General features: G+C 36.4%; 12 protein-coding genes, 2 tRNA genes and 2 rRNA genes. 10 read left to right on the top strand and 6 right to left on the bottom strand.

From position 1 onward, the window contains the following. The first annotated feature begins 223 nt into the window (after window positions 1-223). The 5 genes from AC3QL1_RS16675 (at window position 224) to AC3QL1_RS16655 (ending at window position 4912) form a co-directional block, all read left to right on the top strand. Window positions 224-1174: a PhoH family protein gene (locus AC3QL1_RS16675; RefSeq protein WP_395353221.1), complete on the top strand. Its 951-nt coding sequence runs from the start codon at window positions 224-226 to the stop codon at window positions 1172-1174. A 168-nt stretch (window positions 1175-1342) separates the two neighbouring features. Further along, entirely contained in the window at window positions 1343-1705 is a 363-nt protein-coding gene (locus tag AC3QL1_RS16670) for a DUF1801 domain-containing protein (RefSeq protein WP_492493120.1), read from the top strand. Window positions 1706-1842: 137 nt separating this feature from the next. Then, a complete protein-coding gene (locus AC3QL1_RS16665; RefSeq protein WP_492493118.1) occupies window positions 1843-2673 on the top strand; it encodes a Cof-type HAD-IIB family hydrolase in 831 nt (276 codons plus the stop codon). Window positions 2674-2971: 298 nt separating this feature from the next. Beyond that, on the top strand, window positions 2972-3928 hold the full coding sequence (locus AC3QL1_RS16660; protein ID WP_492493117.1) for a phosphoribosylaminoimidazolesuccinocarboxamide synthase: 957 nt from the start codon (window positions 2972-2974) through the stop codon (window positions 3926-3928). 603 nt (window positions 3929-4531) lie between these two features. Further along, on the top strand, window positions 4532-4912 hold the full coding sequence (locus AC3QL1_RS16655; RefSeq protein WP_492493115.1) for an ankyrin repeat domain-containing protein: 381 nt from the start codon (window positions 4532-4534) through the stop codon (window positions 4910-4912). Between the two features lie 324 nt (window positions 4913-5236). Here the strand turns inward: AC3QL1_RS16655 and AC3QL1_RS16650 are convergent, their stop codons facing one another. The 6 genes from AC3QL1_RS16650 to AC3QL1_RS16625 all read right to left on the bottom strand — a co-directional run bounded on the left by AC3QL1_RS16650 (window position 5237) and on the right by AC3QL1_RS16625 (window position 13967). Continuing rightward, complete coding sequence (locus tag AC3QL1_RS16650; protein ID WP_492493113.1) at window positions 5237-8335, bottom strand: efflux RND transporter permease subunit; 3099 nt, start codon at window positions 8333-8335, stop codon at window positions 5237-5239. A gap of 3 nt (window positions 8336-8338) precedes the next feature. After that, the gene (locus AC3QL1_RS16645; RefSeq protein ID WP_492493111.1) at window positions 8339-9424 is read right to left on the bottom strand and encodes an efflux RND transporter periplasmic adaptor subunit; all 1086 of its coding nucleotides are present in this window, start codon (window positions 9422-9424) and stop codon (window positions 8339-8341) included. A gap of 11 nt (window positions 9425-9435) precedes the next feature. Further along, the gene (locus AC3QL1_RS16640; RefSeq protein WP_492493109.1) at window positions 9436-10683 is read right to left on the bottom strand and encodes a TolC family protein; all 1248 of its coding nucleotides are present in this window, start codon (window positions 10681-10683) and stop codon (window positions 9436-9438) included. Between the two features lie 95 nt (window positions 10684-10778). Beyond that, window positions 10779-12140, bottom strand: a complete 1362-nt coding sequence (locus tag AC3QL1_RS16635) for a sensor histidine kinase (protein ID WP_492493108.1) — start codon at window positions 12138-12140, stop codon at window positions 10779-10781. Next, complete coding sequence (locus tag AC3QL1_RS16630; RefSeq protein WP_492493106.1) at window positions 12137-12817, bottom strand: response regulator transcription factor; 681 nt, start codon at window positions 12815-12817, stop codon at window positions 12137-12139. The genes AC3QL1_RS16635 and AC3QL1_RS16630 overlap by 4 nt, the downstream gene beginning before the upstream one ends. 61 nt (window positions 12818-12878) lie before the next feature. Further along, window positions 12879-13967: a M42 family metallopeptidase gene (locus tag AC3QL1_RS16625; RefSeq protein ID WP_492493104.1), complete on the bottom strand. Its 1089-nt coding sequence runs from the start codon at window positions 13965-13967 to the stop codon at window positions 12879-12881. An 81-nt stretch (window positions 13968-14048) separates the two neighbouring features. Between AC3QL1_RS16625 and AC3QL1_RS16620 the strand changes: the two genes are divergently transcribed. From AC3QL1_RS16620 to AC3QL1_RS16600, 5 genes are all read left to right on the top strand, one after another. Then, complete coding sequence (locus tag AC3QL1_RS16620) at window positions 14049-14726, top strand: DUF4294 domain-containing protein (RefSeq protein ID WP_492493102.1); 678 nt, start codon at window positions 14049-14051, stop codon at window positions 14724-14726. A gap of 990 nt (window positions 14727-15716) precedes the next feature. Next, a 16S ribosomal RNA gene (locus AC3QL1_RS16615) occupies window positions 15717-17230 on the top strand. Window positions 17231-17352: 122 nt separating this feature from the next. Next, window positions 17353-17426, top strand: a tRNA-Ile gene (locus AC3QL1_RS16610). Between the two features lie 155 nt (window positions 17427-17581). Further along, window positions 17582-17655: transfer RNA gene (locus AC3QL1_RS16605), tRNA-Ala, on the top strand. A gap of 131 nt (window positions 17656-17786) precedes the next feature. After that, a 23S ribosomal RNA gene (locus AC3QL1_RS16600) occupies window positions 17787-20670 on the top strand. Together the 16S and 23S rRNA genes with 2 tRNA genes alongside form the textbook arrangement of a ribosomal RNA operon. Window positions 20671-20833: the final 163 nt, after the last annotated feature.

The following is a 20833-nucleotide window of genomic DNA, read 5'->3' as shown; positions in this document are numbered from 1 at the left end:
GCAAATCTAGTAATACTAAATACAAATTGAAAGAAAGAAAAGACAATTTGTGTTTTTTAAAATAAAGTAACTGTTAGAATAGTCTCAGTGGTTAGTTTTAGTTTTCAGTGTTTGAAAAATGATGACTACACTGAAAACTGCGACAGGAAACTGTAAACTCAAAAGAAACCCGACAACAATAGATTTACAAAACAAATTTATTTTTAATTTAAATTTATCTCATTTGAACGAAAGAATTATCGAGCTAATAGACATCGCTCCAAAAGACTTTTGGGGCGCGCAGGATTCTCATCTTGAAATAATAAAAAAGTACTACCCAAAGCTTAAAATCGTAGCGCGAGGGACAACTTTAAAAGCCTTTGGCGAAAAAGAAGTTTTAGATGAATTCGAAAAAAGATTTCAGAGGCTTATGCTTCATTTTACCAGATACAACAACATTGATGATAATGTAATTGAACGCGTAATTATGAGTGATGGTCAGGATGAAAAAAAAGCATACGATCACGACAAAATATTAGTTCACGGTGTTGGCGGTAAAATTATTAAAGCCATGACGCCAAATCAGCAGTTACTGGTGGATACCATTAAAAAAAATGATATGGTATTTGCCGTTGGTCCTGCCGGAACCGGAAAAACATATACAGGTGTTGCAATGGCTGTTAAAGCACTTAAAGATAAGGAAGTAAAAAGGATAATTTTGACCCGACCGGCCGTTGAAGCAGGAGAAAATCTTGGATTTTTACCCGGTGACATGAAAGAAAAACTTGATCCTTATATGCAGCCTCTTTATGATGCTTTACGCGATATGTTACCCAACGAAAAGCTCGAAGATTACATTTTAAAAGGAATTATCCAGATTGCGCCATTGGCTTTTATGCGTGGGCGTACGCTTGATAATGCCTTTGTAATTTTGGATGAAGCACAAAACACAACCCATTCACAAATGAAAATGTTTTTGACCCGTATGGGAAAAAACGCCAAGTTTATGATTACGGGCGATCCCGGACAGGTCGATTTACCTCGCAGAACTATTTCTGGTCTTAAAGAAGCTATTTTGGTTCTGAAAGATGTTGACGGAATCGGAATTATTTATCTGGATGATAAAGATATCGTACGTCACAGATTAGTCAAAAAGGTAATTGACGCTTATAAACAAATAGAAAATCACGATTAATTTTGTTTTTTTGCCACGAATTTCACGAATTTACGCGAATTAATTTGTGCTAATTCTTAAAATTCGTGGGAAAGAAACTGATATTCGTTTTATACATCATCTTTAATAGAAATGTGTAAAACGAATATTTTTTTTCTATATCATTGATTTTTTTTAACCCATTCAAAAATGAAACAATTAGATGATTTCTACTTAAACCAGGAAGAACCGATAAAAGGAACGCTTTTGGCATTAAAAGAAATTATTCTAAAAGAAGACGCAGACATAACAAATGTTCTTAAATACGGAATGCCATTTTTTTGCTACAAAGGAAAAATGTTCTGCTATTTATGGATTCACAAAAAACTCAAACAGCCTTATATCGGAATTGTAGAAGGAAAACACTTTGAAGAATCTTTTCTAATTCAGGAAGATCGGTCGAGAATGAAAATTATGCTGTTTGATGCTAATACGGATTTGCCTTTGGAAAGAATTAAAGCCGTTATCAAAAAAGCGATAAATTTATATAAATCGGGAATTATTAAAGTATAATTATTTAAAAGTCAGTATTTGATTAAATAGTTAAATATATAATAAACTTCCGTCATTTTGAGCTTTCGGGGCTTTCAATCTTTGCTCAATTGGGGTTAAAATCGTAAATTTGCCTATCATAAATACTTGATTTTAATATGAGTTCAATACTTAAAAACATAAAAGTTGTCGTTAGTGATTTAGACGGAACTTTACTCAACCCTCAACACAGAATTTCAGATTATACCAAATCAATTTTTCAGGAACTTCACAATCAAAATTATCTTATCGTGGTTGCTACAGGTCGTCATCATCTTGATGCGATGGCCATTATAGAAACGCTTGAAGTTCCGGTTTACTTAGTAAGTTCAAACGGAGCCAGAATTCATTCGCCTGAAAAAGAAGAACTTTTTTCATTCAATTTAGACAGTGACGTTGTAAAAGCAGCGCTGAATGTTGAAATTGATCCTGAAATTACAGTTGTTTTGTTCAAGGAAAATGTGTGGCAAACCAATAGAATAAGTGAAAAACTAAATGCTTTTCAGGCTGATTTAAAATACCATCCGGAATTGGTTGATTATAAAAATCTGGAAGATTTTGGAGCGATTAAAATTTTCTTCTCGTGTGACAATCACGAAAAATTAGTGAAGTTAAAAGATGATATTTTAGCCAATTCTTCGGAGCATTTGCATCACGCTTTTAGTTTGCCAACTTGTTTGGAATTTATGGATAAATCTATAGATAAGGCAGTTGCAATTGAAAGAGTGCTTGAAAAAGAAGGTTTTACTTTAGAACAGGCCGTTTCTTTTGGTGATGGTTTTAACGATGTTCAAATGTTATCAGCATCAGGAAAAGGTTTAATTATGGGAAATGCTCCGGTTTTATTAAAAGAAACTTTACCTGATTTAGAAGTTATAAAAACAAACGCCGAAGATGGTGTCGCAAAATATATTTCGTCTAAAATATTAAACAAAGAATTTGTAGCATAATTGATATGTTAATGTTATTATTCATAGTATCTTAGAAAAATAAAAAGAGTTCGCAAAGCCAAATCAATACAAAGCTTTGCGAACTTTATCTTTTATAAAAACTACTAATAAAAAAACTTTGCGCAATTTGCGGTAAAATTCGCTTTTGTTTTTTTACACACAGGTTTTTGAATTGATGTATAAAAGCCTGAAAACCTCAAAATGTAATATTTATTAACTTATCTCTTTCTTTTCATTATGAAACTCTGTGAAATAGTTTTAAATTTGCAATCATAAAACAAAACACAACTTAAGGATAATGAGCAATACAATCACAACTACAAATTTTAATTTCCCGAATCAGAAATCAGTTTACCGCGGAAAAGTTAGAGAAGTTTATAACATAAACGACGAACTTTTGGTAATGGTAGCAACCGACAGACTTTCGGCATTTGATGTGGTTTTACCAAAAGGAATTCCGTACAAAGGACAAATCCTAAATCAGATTGCAACAAAATTCATGGAATTAACAGAAGATATTGTACCAAACTGGTTGATTGCAACTCCGGATCCAAACGTTGCTGTTGGACATTTATGTGAACCATTTAAAGTAGAAATGGTAATTCGCGGTTATGTTTCTGGTCACGCTGCACGCGAATATGCTGCAGGAAAAAGACAAATTTGCGGTGTAACAATGGCTGAAGGCTTAAAGGAAAATGATAAATTTCCGGAACCAATTATTACGCCAACTACAAAAGCAGATAACGGTTCTCATGACGAAGATATTTCTCGTGAAGATATATTGGCAAAAGGAATAGTTTCTGAAGAAGATTATGTTGTTCTTGAAAAATTTACACGAGATTTATTTCAACGTGGAACTGAAATTGCTGCTTCTCGCGGATTAATTTTAGTGGATACCAAATATGAATTCGGGAAAACAAAAGACGGTGTTATTGTTTTAATTGATGAAATTCATACGCCTGATTCTTCCCGTTATTTTTATGCTAATGGTTATCAGGAAAGACAGGAAAAAGGGGAGGAGCAAAAGCAACTATCTAAAGAGTTTGTACGCCGTTGGTTAATCGAAAATGGTTTTCAGGGTCAGGATGGACAGCAAATTCCGGAAATGACGGATGCTTATATCGAATCAGTTTCTGCAAGATATATTGAATTATACGAGAATATCTTAGGAGAAAAATTCGTAAAAGCTGACATTGATAATATAGATCAGCGTATTGAAAAAAATGTAGTAGATTATCTTAGTTCTAAAAAGTAATTTTTAAACTTTTAAATATACTAAAGCCCCACTATTAAATAGTGAGGCTTTTTTTTTTGGAATCATCTCACACATTTCTATTTTGGATTTGATGTTAAACTATATAAATTTTTTCTGTTAAATTAAGAAAGTATTAATGTCAGTTTTTCTTCAAATTGATTTTAAATGTTAAAAATGACAAAATTTAACCGACGTATTTTCTTATATTTTTATCCTTTTTAAATAATAAATAATTTAGATTGTTAATGTACTTTTTGTTCAATATTTATTCTGTCTCTGTTTATTTCTGGAGCTTTTCTTGAATATAGTTTTGTTGTAAAGTTAAAACAGTACAGTTTTGGTTTTACATTTTCTCAAAATCGTGCGATTTATTTTTTCACAAAATATTCGATTTAGTGTAACATTTTTACTTTTGCTGCGTCTATTATACGGAAACATCAATCAAATGTTCTTGTCATTATTAGTTTATTAATTTAATGTTAAGAATTAGTTAAAACATAGTACCTTGTAATGCAAAGTATCAAATTTTAATTTACATTTGTATAGAAATTAAGAATACCCATTATCAATCAAATATTATCAATCAATTTAACAACAATCATTATGAAAAATTCAGTTATTTATTTAGGACTTGCTTTAGTTGCATTTGCAAATGTATCAATGGCTTCAAATCAACAATTAGTAGTAAAACCACAAGTTGAAGTTTCAGCTTTGGATGCAACTCCACTAAACGTTGCCGTTAGTAAAGGTGACATCGAAGTAGTTAAGAAATTTATTGAATATGGTGCCAATGTAAACGAAAAGTCAGACGATATGTCTCCTTTAATGACGGCAGCACGTTATAACAAAGTTGAAATTATTAAACTTTTATTAGCTAGCGGCGCTCGTCCTGGTGACAAAAATGAAAGAGGATATACAGCTTTAAAATACGCACAATTATCAAATGCAACAGATGCTATTGCACTTTTGAAAGATTTAAAATAATAGTTTAAATAAGTTTGAGTTAGTACACAAAAGATCTTCTTTGAGCAGAAGGTCTTTTTTTTGTGCCTTATTTTACCGCAAAGCACGCAAAGATTTTAATTATTAGTATCTTCAAAAGACAAAGTTCGCAAAGCTAAGTTCAAGCTTTGAGAACTTTGTGTTTTTATACAACCTTATTAGTAAAAAAACTTTGCGTGCTTTGCGGTAAAATTAATTTTTTATTCAGGAACAAAATCAAAAAAGCACCATTAATGATAATGATGCTTTTTCTTTTTAAAACCAAGTCAAATTAATCTAACCAAATTAATTTATTTTTAAAACACATTATTCAATTGGAACATGTTTTTTGCGATTGAATACCCAAAATATAATTGGGAAAACCAGTAATGTTAAAATTGTTGCAGTAATTAATCCTCCAATAATTACAATTGCCAGTGGTTTCTGAGATTCAGAACCAATTCCGGTAGAAATCGCTGCCGGCATCAAACCAATCGAAGCCATTAAAGCCGTCATTACTACCGCTCTTGTTCGCGCTTTTACTCCCATAAAAATGGATTCTTCGAGCGATAATTTTGCTTTTAAATTATGATGAAATTCAGATATTAAAATCACACCGTTTTGAATACAAATTCCTAATAAGGCAATAAAACCAACTCCAGCCGAGATTCCGAAATTCATTCCTGTAATGTGCAACGCCATAATTCCGCCAATAATTGCAAAAGGAACATTCGCCAGAACAAGTAATGAATCTTTAATATTTCCAAATAAAATAAACAACAGCACAAAAATCCCGATTAAACTGATTGGAACCACCTGAGCCAATCTTGCACTGGCACGAACCTGATTTTCAAATTCACCTGTCCAGCCGACTGTATATCCTGCAGGCATTTTCATTTTGGCAACTTTTGCCTGAGCTTCTGCAATTGTACTTCCTAAATCACGATCACGAACAGAGAATTTTACTCCAATAAAACGTTTTGTATTGTCTCTGTAAATAAAAGCAGGACCCGTAATTGTTTTTAAATCACAAATTTCTTTTAATGGAATTTTTATTCCGCTAATGGTTGGCACTTTCAATTCGGCAATATCATTTTCATCTTTACGGTATTCTTTAGAAAAACGAACTCTTACATCAAATTTCTTTTCATCTTCATATTTTTGAGTCGCTGTTTTTCCTCCAAAAGCCAATTCTAAAACCGCCTGAGCGTCGCTTAAAGTAACTCCGTAAGCAGCCATTTTATCTCTGTCAAGAATTACACTAATTTCAGGCTGACCGACATTTCTTAAAATACCTGCATCTTTTATTCCCGGAATATCTTTTATTTCTTTTAAAACTTCGTTTGATAATTCATCAAGTTTGTCCAGATCATCACCATAAATTTTCACGGCATTTGATGCTTTAAAACCGGCAACAGATTCTGCAACGTTATCAATTACAGGCTGAGAGTAATTATAAGTAATTCCCTGATGAACTTTTAATTTCTGATCCATTTCATTAATCAAATCATCCATCGTAATTTTTCTTGTCCATTCAGATTTTGGTTTCAAATCAACCTGAAGCTGGATAAAACCAAAACCATTTGGATCCGTTCCATCATTACTTCGGCCGGTTTGCGACAGCACATTTTTAACTTCCGGAAAACTTTCCAGATCTTTTCTAATCATTGCGGCTGTTTTTACACTTTCCGGCAAAGAAGTACTCATTGGCAATTCTGCAGTAACCCACAAAGCGCCTTCATTTAATTGTGGTAAAAATTCAGTTCCTAAAAATGAAGCCGAAAAGAATACGGTTACTAAAATGGCTGTTGAAGCAATTAAGGTTTTTACTTTATGCCTGAATGTCCAGGCAAAACTTTTGCTTACAATTCGATCCCAAAAATTGACGAACGGATTGTTTTTTTCTTTTACATTCTTATTTAATAGAATATGCGATAAAACCGGAACTAATGTCAAAGTAAAAAGTAACGCTCCCATCAAGGCAAAACCTAATGTGTAAGCCAACGGAGAAAACATTTTGCCTTCTACTTTCTGGAATGAAAATATTGGTAATAAAGCCGTTATAATGATTAATTTAGAGAAGAAAATAGCTTTACCCATTTCCGCTCCGGTTTTTTTAATCAAACTGCCTTTTGCAATTTTATTATAGGCCGTCATTCCTAATTGATGTGCGCGGTGGTCTAAAACAACAAACAATCCCTCGACCATAACCACCGCACCATCAATAATAATTCCGAAATCGACTGCACCTAAACTCAGCAAATTAGCACTCATTCCCATCATTTTCAGGCACAAAAAGGCAAACAATAACGATAACGGAATAACAATTGAAACTGTAAAAGTCGTTCTCCAGTCGGCCATGAAAAGAAATACAACGCACGTTACAAGGATAATACCTTCAAATAAATTGTGCATTACAGTTTCTGTCGTGAAATTCATTAAATTATCACGATCGTAGAACGTTTCAATTTTTATGTCTTTTGGAAGAATGTTGTCATTCAGATTTTTTATTTCAGCTTTAATCAATGCTAAAGTTTCCTGCGGATTTTCTCCTTTACGCATGACAACAATTCCTTCAACGGCATCATCATTGTTTCCTAAACCCGTTTGTCCGACTCTTGGCATGGAACTTTCGTAAACAGAAGCCAGGTTTTTAACCAAAATTGGATTTCCGCCTGCATCATCAACAATAATATTTTCAATATCCTGAATCGATTTTAAAAGTCCGACACCACGCACTACAAAAGCTTGTCCGTTTTTCTCAATAATATCTCCGCCAACATTTAAGTTTCCGGCATTTACCGCATTATAAACCTGAAGCGGCGTAATGTTGTATTTTGCCAATTTTACAGGATCAACACCAACTTCATAAGTTTTAGTCTGACCTCCAAAAACATTTAAATCTGCAACGCCCGGAACTGAGCGAAGCTGTTTGTCAATAACCCAGTTTTGATAGGTCAATAATTCTCTACTGTCGCGACTGTTACTTTTTACAATGTATCTGAAAATCTCACCAGTAGGACCATAAGGCGGCTGAACATCTGGTTCGACATCTTCCGGCAACGAAACATTTTTTAATAAATTATTTACCTGCTGACGTGCAAAAGTATCATCAACGCCATCATCAAAAATGATTTTAATTACTGATAAACCAAACATGGTAATACTACGAACGCTGGTCTTTTTTTGTACCGAGTTCATTGAGATTTCTATCGGAGAAGTCACAAAACGTTCTACTTCTTCAGCACTTTTTCCATTCCATTGTGTAATAATAATAATCTGAGTATTCGTTACATCCGGAAAAGCATCGATTGGCATATTTTTAAAGGAAATAAATCCGGCAACAGCCAATAATCCTACCCAAAAGAAGGTAAATGCTTTATTCTTAAGTGAAAAAGCAATTATATTTCGTATGAATTTGTTCATGTCTTATTCGTTTAAAGCGCGATAAATAAATAACTGATTGTTGGTAATGACTTTTTCATTTTCCTTAAGTCCGCTTGAAATATAGGTAACGTCTCCAACCTGACTGTAAACTTCAACTTGTCTGGTTTCTATATTGTGACGATCTTTAAATATCATCACGAAGTTTTTGCTTTTATCAAAAACAATTGCTTTACTTGGAACTGCAATCATTGATTTTCCTTCGCTAAATGATAATTTGATGTTTGCATTCATGTCCGGTTTCAGCATAAATCCGGGATTTTGTAATTTTATACGGGCCTGCATTGCTTTTGTCTCCGGATCGATTACGTTGAAAATTTTGTCTACTTTTCCTTTAAAAACTTTATCCGGATAACTTAAGGTTGTTACATCAGCATCAATTCCCAATTTAACTTTATTAATGTCTATTTCATTAATGTTTGCCATTGCCCAGACTTCGCTGATTTCTGCAATATCAAATATGTTTTCAGAACGATCATTTCTTAAAAGCATATCCTGATTAATACTTTTTTGAATGATAAAACCACTAATTGGAGCCGTTACTTCATAAATAGATCCGGCCTTGATGTTGTAAATTTTATATGTTTCCTGAATTTTACTTAATTGTGATTGTGCTTTATTTACTTCTGATTTTGCTTCAAAAACATCACTTTCAGAATTTAATTTTCCGTCGAATAATTCCTGGGCAACCTTTAGTTTGTTTTTTGCCACCAATAAATCACCTTTTGCATCGATAGATTGTTTTTCAAAATCAGCAATGTCGGTACTTTTTATAGTCGCCAGAACCTGGCCTTTGTGTACATAATCTCCGAGCTCAACATTTACTTTTACCACATTTCCTCCAACAAGTGGATAAACATCAATAAGTTTATTATTGTCAGCAGTAATTTTTCCGTAAAAACTCAACTCGTTTTTCACAGGCTGAGTAGTTGCAACAGCCGTTGTAGTCGTTTTAAGCATAGCATCGCTTAAGGCAAATGAAGTGTTCGTTTCAGGATTTTCGACTTCTTTTTTGCAGCTTGTAATCGATAAGCTCACAAGAGCAATTCCTATTATTAGTTTATATTTCATTTTATTGAGTTTTAAAATAAGTCTTTGTTGATTGTACTATTAAATTCTTCACCGGAAAGGGCAACTTTTTTCTTTAATTCATTTACCTGAATCGCCGCCTGATTATAGCTTTCCATGAAATCAGTAAATTCTAATAAACTGATATTTCGTTTTTGAAAATTGGTCAGAATACCATTGTAAACTGCCTGAAAATCTTCGTTTACAGTAGGTTTTATTACAATATAATTTTTACGTGATTCATCCCATTTATTCCATGCCGATGTAATTTCAGATTGCAATTGAAGATCAAAGCTTTGTTTCTCAACTTTCGATTGTTCTAAAATGGTTTGCGCGTATTTGATGTTTCCTTTATTTTTATTCCAAAGCGGTAAAGGAATTCCAAGCGTAAGATTTGCTTCTTTATTAAAAGCGCCGCTTCGCTGATCATAATTTGCACCAACGGTAATATCAGGAACAGAGAGTGATTTTTGCCATTTTACATTTAGCTCATTTGCTTCTATATCTTTTTGTTTGGCTAAATAATCCGGACGGTTTACAATAGCTTCATCTTCAAAACTTTTCAGATCAAAAGGAATTGTTTTCAGGTATTTGTTAAATGCTTCGTTGGAAACTTCCGGAGTGATATTTTCTTTTGAATTTAGTAGTAGTTTCAGATTTCCCTGTTCTTCAATATTGTCGTTTACAACTTCCATACGCTCGTTTTTGAAGTTTAGGTATAACGATTGTAAACGCACAAGATCTCTTAAAGGAATATTTCCTTTTTGAACCTGAACAGAGTAAGAATTGATTAAATCTTCAATATGACGAAGTTGATCGTCAGTTGTTTCCAGACTTTTTGAATTGTAATAAACAGTGTAGAAACTTTTACGTAATTGCAGTTTTAAGGTTCTCAATAAATCATTGAATTGCAATTCGGCCAACTTTTCGTTGGTTTGCGCCAATTTAATTTCATTGCTTTTTTTTCCGCCTAAATAAATAAGCTGTTCAATACCAAATGCTTTTTGTCCTTCTTTTCCAATATCAAAATATTGATTTCTCTCCGGATTATAAGCATTTAATTCTACAGTAATTGTTGGATTGTCCCAAATACGAGCCTGAATAGTCAGCGCTTTAGAAGCATCAATATTATATTGAGATGCCAGTAAGAAAAGATTGTTTTTAAGAAATTGACTTTCGCACTCTTCTAAAGTAAATGTTTTTTGTGCCAAACCTACCTGATGTGTTAAAATCAACAGTAGTAATGCAAATAACTTTTTCATTGTATCGGTTTTATTTGATACAAAGATGCTATCGCGAGACTTTAAGAAAGCTTAAAAACGAACTTAAAAAGAGCTTAAAAATTATTGAAGTAAAATTAAGAATGAAAAATCAACTGAAATAAATTTGTGTTTTCTTTTGGAACCTGGTAAACAATTTTGGCGTTATGCAACATCAAAATTCGGTTGACGATACGCAAGCCCAGTCCAAAACCAGAAGTTCCTTTAGAATTTTCGCCACGCATAAAAGGCTGAAAAAGATTCTTTTGTTCATTCTCCGTCAAAGTTTTTCCTGTATTTGAAATTGAAATAACAAGATTATTATTTTCAGCACTTATTTTTACTATAGCTTGTTTGTTATCAGAATAAACACAGGCATTTTTTAAAACATTACTTAAAGCAATTTCAAGTAAGTTTTTGTTTCCTTTTACTTCTAATGCAATGTCGAGATTTTCATTTTCTTCAATTTCAAATAAAATGACAAATTCAGGAAAACTTTTATTTAAATTTTCAATTGCCGAAAATAAAATTTCATCCATACGATGAACCTCAATATTTTCATCCCTTTTATTATCCATTTTAGATAAAATCAATAACGAATGAATCAATTCGGTTAACTGATTTACATCAGATAAAATCGTTTTTAAAAAACTTTTACCTTTTTCAGATGTTCCGGGATCTTCAATAGTATTCTCAATTTGCGAAGTAATGCGGGATAGGGGAGTTCTCAGTTCGTGAGAAGCGTGTGCCGTAAATTCTTTTTGTTTTTGATAGGAAACCTCAATTCGGTCCATCATAAAATTGAATTCATTTGCAATTAGATCAATTTCGTTATTGGTGCTTTTTGATTCTACGCGCGTATCGAGATTATTCTCGTTTATATTTTTAATTTTTTGATGAAATATATTCAGCGGACTCATCACTTTTTTCACCATAAATGAAGTTAAAACCCAGCAAATACAGGTAAAAAAGATATAAGAAACAATTAAGGTGTATCTAAGAAAAAGAAGTTTTCGTTTTCCATAATCATCCGTAGCTGATATTAAGGCATAAAAATCTTTGTCTTTGGTATCATAAAAAACTCCATAAACTTCATAATCGCCTTGTTGTTTAAAAAAGGTTTTATTCTTTTTTAAATATTTTAAATCATCAATAGACCAGTTAATTTTGGCATCATCAATACTGCTGTAAATAAGTTTATAATGAGAATCAAAGACCAAGGTTTTCTCGTCATATAATTTATTAATCGAGTTTTGATCAATGATTTTTAAAAGCTGATCGTCAACTTCTTTTACATTTACTAAAAGTTTGATGTTCGAAAGCGCTTTGATTTCTAACCGATCGCGAAATTCTTCCTTCCTAAAATTAGAATATAAAACAAATATCAAAGTAGAAGCCAACCCAAAAAGGATTGTAAAAAGTAAACTAACTAAAAGTGATATTCGATTTTTTAAAGTCATTCCTGATTGCTTAAATAATATCCGTATCCAATTTTGGTTCGGATTAATTTTATTTCATGGTCTTTATCAATTTTCTTTCTTAAAAAATTAATATAAACCTCAATCGTATTCTGATTGGTTTCAATATGATAATCCCAAAGTTTTTCGGCAATAAATTGTTTAGACAATACTTTTCCTTTGGCATGAGCCAAAATCAGTATCAGTTTAAACTCTTTTGGCGTTAATTTAATTTCTTCGCCAGAACGAAATACTTTCATTTCGTCTTCCAGAATTTCTAAATCTTCAATGATTATTTTTTTCTCTACTTGCTGCGGAATCTCTTTTCGCCTTAAAAGAGATGAAATTCGGGCATATAATTCTTCAAAATGAAAAGGTTTTACCAAATAATCATCAGCACCATTATCAAACGAAGCTAATTTATCTTCAATTTCACTAAAAGCCGTCAGCATTATAATAGGAGTCTTTTTGTCGACTTCACGAATTCCTTTGCAAACATCAATTCCGTTTAAACCAGGAACATTAATGTCCAGAATGATTAAATCATACTCATAAGGAAAGTATTTTTTCAATAATAACGAACCATCATAATAAGGAATACACTCGAATTCTTTTAAGGTAAAGAATGTTGAGATTTCTTTAGATAAAGTAAAATCGTCTTCGAGTAGTAAAATTTTCATGTTGTTTTTTATTTGGCAATTCGGCTGTTTATTAACCGAATCGCCGTTTTTAAATCATTTCCTATTTAAAATAAGAAAAAGTTTCATTGTTTTCAATTTTCAGTAATGATTCATAAATTAATTGAATCACATTTTCAACATCTTGCTTGTGCACCATTTCTACAGTCGTATGCATATATCGCAAAGGCAAAGAAATCAATGCAGATGCCACGCCGCCATTGCTATAAGCAAAAGCATCAGTATCAGTTCCCGTAGCTCTTGAAATCGCACTGCGCTGAAACGGAATTTTATTTTCTTCGGCTGTATCTACAATTAAATCACGTAATTTATTTTGAACCGCCGGTGCATAAGCAATAACGGGACCTCTGCCCATTTTAAGATCGCCTTCTACTTTTTTATCAATCATCGGCGTCGTAGTATCGTGGCAAACATCTGTAATAATGGCAACATTTGGTTTAATAGTTTGTGCAATCATTTCGGCACCGCGTAAACCAATTTCTTCCTGAACAGAATTTACAATATATAATCCAAACGGAAGTGTTTTTTTATTTTCATGTAATAAACGGGCAACTTCGGCAATCATAAAACCACCCATTCTGTTATCGATAGCGCGGCAGACAAATTTATTTTCATTCAAAATCATAAATTCGTCAGGATAAGTAATCACACAACCAACATGAACGCCCATTGCTTCCACTTGTTCTTTATTTTCACATCCCAAATCAATAAAAATGTTGCTTAATTTTGGCACTTCTTCCTTATCACGCAAACGAGTGTGAATTGCCGGCCATCCAAAAACACCTTTTACAATTCCTTTTTTAGTATGAATGTGAACCCTTTTAGAAGGCGCAATCTGATGATCAGAACCACCATTACGAATAACATATACAAGACCATCATCAGTAATATAATTTACATACCACGAAATTTCATCAGCATGTCCCTCAATAACAACCTTAAAAGGAGCATCAGGATTAATCACGCCAACAGCCGTTCCGTAAGTATCCGTAATAAAAGTATCAACATAAGGTTTTAAATAATTCATCCAGAGTTTTTGGCCTTCACTTTCGTAACCGGTAGGAGAGGCGTTATTTAAGTAGCTTTCCAGAAAAGCAATAGAGGTATCTTTTAAGATAGATTTTGTACTCATAAAAATATTTTTGCGCTAATTTATAAATTTGGTATTAGAGTTGTATATAAATATATAATTTTACATTTAAATTATGACTCTATGAAATTTACCTATTGTGTTTTATTTTTTATATTGATTTCTTTCACAAGTCAAGCTCAGGTTACTCCTAAACAAAATCAGGACATGGGCTATATATTAACTGAACAGGATTCTATACTGAACGATACGATCGAGCTGCCTGAGATTATTATATCTAAGGAAAAACTGGATCCCGAAACACAAAAGCAGTTTTTAATTCTGCAAAACAGAGTTTATAAAACCTATCCGTATGCAAAATTAGCTTCAGATAGATTAACAGCTTTGAATCAGGGAATGGCACGTTTAAAAACGAATCGTGAAAAAAAGAAATATTTTAAAATTGTAGAAGACTACCTTAATAATGAATTTGAAGACAGGCTTAAAAAACTTTCCAGAAAACAAGGTCAAATCCTTGTAAAGCTAATTCACAGACAAACCGGAATCACAACCTATGAATTAATCCGAACCTTAAAAAGCGGTTTCAAAGCCTTTGTATCAAACACAACAGCGAATTTATTCGATATAAGTTTAAAGACAGAATACAAACCTTATGAAGTCAATGAAGATTATTTAATAGAAACAATTCTCCAACGAGGATTCGAATCAGGAAGATTAGTAAATCAAAAACCGGCAAAACCAGTCAACTATAATGATTTGATGAATCATTGGGAAGAAAAAGCCAAAACAGTCAACAAATAATAATCTACCTATACATAATAGTAGAACTTTAAATATTCAACCCGACAGTTTTTCAGAACCTGTCGGGTTTGTTTTTATACATATATATATAAGGAGAAGTTCGACAATAAATTATTAACTCCAATTATGGCTCAACGAAACCCGACAGGTTTCAAAACCTGTCGGGTTTAATATTAAGTCAGTCTTATTTGGAATTTAGAATTTCAGATTTGGAATTTAAATAAAAATCAGCAGCTATTTCCCGCTATCCGCTGCAATCTTTTGCTTTTTAAAGTAAAAAGCAAAAGGATTTCCACTTCTATCGGGGCTAGGGCAGCAGTTTTCAGAAGAAAATAAAGCGCAGGGAAGAAAACTTAGCGCCTTTGCGACTCTGCGAGAAACCACAAAACCATATAAAAAGAAGCCTTCGCGCCTTAGTGCCTTTGCGGCAAACCCACCCCAAAGAGCCAAAACCCAGTAAAACCACCCAAGCCCAAAAAAAACTTTTCATTTTAAAAACCGTTATACCAGCGAGTTATAAAAAAGATTGAAATTATATAAAAAAAAGGCTTGTAAATGTAAATAAAGGTGCTACTTTTGCACCCGCAACAACGACAGGCGTTCACTGAAATACTGACAAGTTACTTAAATCAAATGAAAAAATATTTTCAAAAAAAGATTTAAAAAAGCTTGTGAGATTTGAAAACAGATGTTATATTTGCACCCCGCAAAACACGGAAAGTTCATTGAGAGATTGGCAAGGTTGGAAGGAAAAAAGGAAAAGAAATTTTCTGAAAAAAAAACTTCAAAAAACATTTGCCGGTTAAAAATAAGTTTTCTACTTTTGCACCCGCTTTGAGAAACAAGCGAAACAAAATTGAAACACGTTCGTAGACATATTGAATTGACAGCCGTTTTAACAGAGATGTTAGAACAAAAGAATAAGAGTAATGGAATCGAGAGATTCGAAAAGACCGATAGAGACGACATCGCAATATAATATTAAAATATACGATGAAGAGTTTGATCCTGGCTCAGGATGAACGCTAGCGGCAGGCTTAACACATGCAAGTCGAGGGGTATTAGTTTTCGGACTAAGAGACCGGCGCACGGGTGCGTAACGCGTATGCAATCTACCTTTTACAGAGGGATAGCCCAGAGAAATTTGGATTAATACCTCATAGCATAGTACAACCGCATGGTTGAACTATTAAAGTCACAACGGTAAAAGATGAGCATGCGTCCCATTAGCTAGTTGGTAAGGTAACGGCTTACCAAGGCTACGATGGGTAGGGGTCCTGAGAGGGAGATCCCCCACACTGGTACTGAGACACGGACCAGACTCCTACGGGAGGCAGCAGTGAGGAATATTGGACAATGGGCGCAAGCCTGATCCAGCCATGCCGCGTGCAGGATGACGGTCCTATGGATTGTAAACTGCTTTTGTACGAGAAGAAACACTCCTACGTGTAGGAGCTTGACGGTATCGTAAGAATAAGGATCGGCTAACTCCGTGCCAGCAGCCGCGGTAATACGGAGGATCCAAGCGTTATCCGGAATCATTGGGTTTAAAGGGTCCGTAGGCGGTTTAGTAAGTCAGTGGTGAAAGCCCATCGCTCAACGGTGGAACGGCCATTGATACTGCTGAACTTGAATTATTAGGAAGTAACTAGAATATGTAGTGTAGCGGTGAAATGCTTAGAGATTACATGGAATACCAATTGCGAAGGCAGGTTACTACTAATGGATTGACGCTGATGGACGAAAGCGTGGGTAGCGAACAGGATTAGATACCCTGGTAGTCCACGCCGTAAACGATGGATACTAGCTGTTGGAAGCAATTTCAGTGGCTAAGCGAAAGTGATAAGTATCCCACCTGGGGAGTACGTTCGCAAGAATGAAACTCAAAGGAATTGACGGGGGCCCGCACAAGCGGTGGAGCATGTGGTTTAATTCGATGATACGCGAGGAACCTTACCAAGGCTTAAATGTAGATTGACCGTTTTGGAAACAGAACTTTCGCAAGACAATTTACAAGGTGCTGCATGGTTGTCGTCAGCTCGTGCCGTGAGGTGTCAGGTTAAGTCCTATAACGAGCGCAACCCCTGTTGTTAGTTGCCAGCGAGTCATGTCGGGAACTCTAACAAGACTGCCAGTGCAAACTGTGAGGAAGGTGGGGATGACGTCAAATCATCACGGCCCTTACGCCTTGGGCTACACACGTGCTACAATGGCCGGTACAGAGAGCAGCCACTGGGCGACCAGGAGCGAATCTATAAAACCGGTCACAGTTCGGATCGGAGTCTGCAACTCGACTCCGTGAAGCTGGAATCGCTAGTAATCGGATATCAGCCATGATCCGGTGAATACGTTCCCGGGCCTTGTACACACCGCCCGTCAAGCCATGGAAGCTGGGGGTGCCTGAAGTCGGTGACCGCAAGGAGCTGCCTAGGGTAAAACTGGTAACTAGGGCTAAGTCGTAACAAGGTAGCCGTACCGGAAGGTGCGGCTGGAACACCTCCTTTCTAGAGCCCCATGTGTTAGCAGCAATGCACGCTGGGGAAAAAAGATGTCTATCTAAAGGATCTGGATTTCAGGTTCAATTACTCTTGCTGTTAGTTCAAATAATAAATTTTAAGTAAAACAGAGTCTCGTAGCTCAGCTGGTTAGAGTACTACACTGATAATGTAGGGGTCGGCAGTTCGAGTCTGCCCGGGACTACTTTTTTAAAGTTTTCAATTCAAAATTGAGAATTAAAAATTAAAAAGACTGTTAGCTTGGAAAAAGGAAATTCTGGAAGTTGGAATTCACCAAAAGAAATTAGAGAAGAATTAAGAAATCTAAAATCTGAATTCTACAATCTAAGATTGAAAAATGGGGGATTAGCTCAGCTGGCTAGAGCGCCTGCCTTGCACGCAGGAGGTCAACGGTTCGACTCCGTTATTCTCCACTGGTTTACTATAAAGATAGTAAATAAAAGTTCATTGACATATTGAGATAAGAAAATAATAAAAAGTAGAAAGCGTTTTTGTTATAACTAACAAAAACAAAAAAAACGGTCATATTAAATTATGATTGGTACAATAAGCAAAATAAGGGCGTATGGGGGATGCCTAGGCTCTCAGAGGCGATGAAAGGCGTGATAAGCTGCGAAAAGCTGCGGGGACGGGCACACACCGATTGATCCGCAGATACCTGAATGGGGCAACCCACTATGTTGAAGACATAGTACACCGATAGGTGGGCAAACCCGCTGAACTGAAACATCTAAGTAGGCGGAGGAGAAGAAAACAAAAGTGATTCCGTAAGTAGTGGCGAGCGAACGCGGATTAGCCCAAACCAGTGCTGTTACGGCAATGCTGGGGTTGTAGGACCACGACATTTTATGCACAAGGAACCGGAAGTTGCTGGAAAGTGACGCCACAGAGGGTGATAGCCCCGTATGGGTAACAAGTGTAATAGATAGTGGTATCCTGAGTAGGGCGGGGCACGTGAAACCCTGTCTGAATTTGGCGGGACCATCCGCTAAGGCTAAATACTCCTGAGAGACCGATAGTGAACCAGTACCGTGAGGGAAAGGTGAAAAGAACCGTGAATAACGGAGTGAAATAGATCCTGAAACCATACGCTTACAAGCGGTCGGAGCCCTTTCGTGGGGTGACGGCGTGCCTTTTGCATAATGAGCCTACGAGTTAACGTTGCTGGCAAGGTTAAGTGGTTAAGCCACGGATCCGTAGCGAAAGCGAGTCTGAATAGGGCGCTTTAGTCAGTAGTGTTAGACGCGAAACCGTGTGATCTACCCATGGGCAGGTTGAAGCTGTGGTAACACACAGTGGAGGACCGAACCGGTTGACGTTGAAAAGTCTTCGGATGACCTGTGGGTAGGGGTGAAAGGCCAATCAAACTCGGAAATAGCTCGTACTCCCCGAAATGCATTTAGGTGCAGCGCTGTGCATAAAGTTATATAGAGGTAGAGCTACTGATTGGATGCGGGGGCTTCACCGCCTACCAATTCCTGACAAACTCCGAATGCTATATAATGTTTCACAGCAGTGAGGGCTTGGGTGCTAAGGTCCAAGTCCGAGAGGGAAAGAACCCAGACCATCAGCTAAGGTCCCCAAATATACGCTAAGTTGAAAGAACGAGGTTTGTCTGCCCAGACAGCTAGGATGTTGGCTTGGAAGCAGCCATTCATTTAAAGAGTGCGTAACAGCTCACTAGTCGAGCGGACGAGCATGGATAATAATCGGGCATAAGCGTATTACCGAAGCTATGGATTTAGAGTTTACTCTAAGTGGTAGGGGAGCATTCTAACAGGGTTGAAGGTGTATCGTCAGGTATGCTGGACTGGTTAGAAAAGAAAATGTAGGCATAAGTAACGATAATGCGGGCGAGAAACCCGCACACCGAAAAACTAAGGTTTCCACAGCTATGCTAATCAGCTGTGGGTTAGTCTGGTCCTAAGGCGAACCCGAAAGGGACAGTCGATGGCCAACGGGTTAATATTCCCGTACTACTAATTACTGTGATGGGGTGACGGAGTGATGAAAGCGCCGCGAACTGACGGAATAGTTCGTTGAAGTACCTACCTATAAGATGCGCAGGCAAATCCACGCGTCTTGGGGAAATACGATAGTACTCGGAGTCTTCGGACAAAGAGATAGTGCGCCTAAGGGCTTCCAAGAAAAACCTCTAAACTTCAGGTAATTAGTACCAGTACCGTAAACCGACACAGGTAGTTGAGGAGAGAATCCTAAGGTGCTCGAGAGATTCATGGCTAAGGAATTAGGCAAAATAGACCTGTAACTTCGGGAGAAAGGTCGCCCTGAGCAATCAGGGCCGCAGTGAAGAGGTCCAGGCGACTGTTTATCAAAAACACAGGGCTCTGCAAAATCGTAAGATGAAGTATAGGGCCTGACACCTGCCCGGTGCTGGAAGGTTAAGAGGAGATGTTATCTTCGGAGAAGCATTGAATTGAAGCCCCAGTAAACGGCGGCCGTAACTATAACGGTCCTAAGGTAGCGAAATTCCTTGTCGGGTAAGTTCCGACCTGCACGAATGGTGTAACGATCTGGACACTGTCTCAGCCATGAGCTCGGTGAAATTGTAGTAACGGTGAAGATGCCGTTTACCCGCAGTGGGACGAAAAGACCCTGTGCACCTTTACTATAGCTTAGTATTGACCTTGGATAAATGATGTGTAGGATAGGTTGGAGACTATGAAGCGGCGTCGCCAGGCGTTGTGGAGTCATTGTTGAAATACAACCCTTTGTTTATCTGAGGCCTAACCCCATATTGTGGGGGACATTGCTTGGTGGGTAGTTTGACTGGGGTGGTCGCCTCCAAAAGAGTAACGGAGGCTTCTAAAGGTTCCCTCAGTACGCTTGGTAACCGTGCGTAGAGTGCAATGGCATAAGGGAGCTTGACTGAGAGACATACAGGTCGATCAGGTACGAAAGTAGAGCATAGTGATCCGGTGGTTCCGCATGGAAGGGCCATCGCTCAAAGGATAAAAGGTACGCCGGGGATAACAGGCTGATCTCCCCCAAGAGCTCATATCGACGGGGGGGTTTGGCACCTCGATGTCGGCTCGTCACATCCTGGGGCTGGAGAAGGTCCCAAGGGTTGGGCTGTTCGCCCATTAAAGTGGCACGCGAGCTGGGTTCAGAACGTCGTGAGACAGTTCGGTCTCTATCTACTGTGGGCGTTAGAAATTTGAGTGGATCTGATTCTAGTACGAGAGGACCGAATTGGACAAACCTCTAGTGTATCTGTTGTCCCGCCAGGGGCACCGCAGAGTAGCTACGTTTGGAAGGGATAAGCGCTGAAAGCATATAAGCGCGAAACCCACCACAAGATGAGATTTCTTTTAAGGATCGTGGAAGATGACCACGTTGATAGGCTATAGATGTAAAGGCAGTAATGTCATAGTCGAGTAGTACTAATAATCCGTAAGCTTATGTACACCCTTTTCCCCCGATGCAAGTCGGGGGGAGAAACTTTCTAATACTTTTATGTTTCTTTATCTCAGTATGTTAAGATATTTGCTCGACGCAGAGCAGTTATGAGTTTTGAGTTATAAGTTATGAGTTGAAAAACTGCAGACTATAAACTGTGAACTGAAAACT

Source organism: Flavobacterium sp. GW823-FHT04A11 (assembly GCF_058796535.1).
This window is presented reverse-complemented; position numbering and strand designations above follow the sequence as displayed.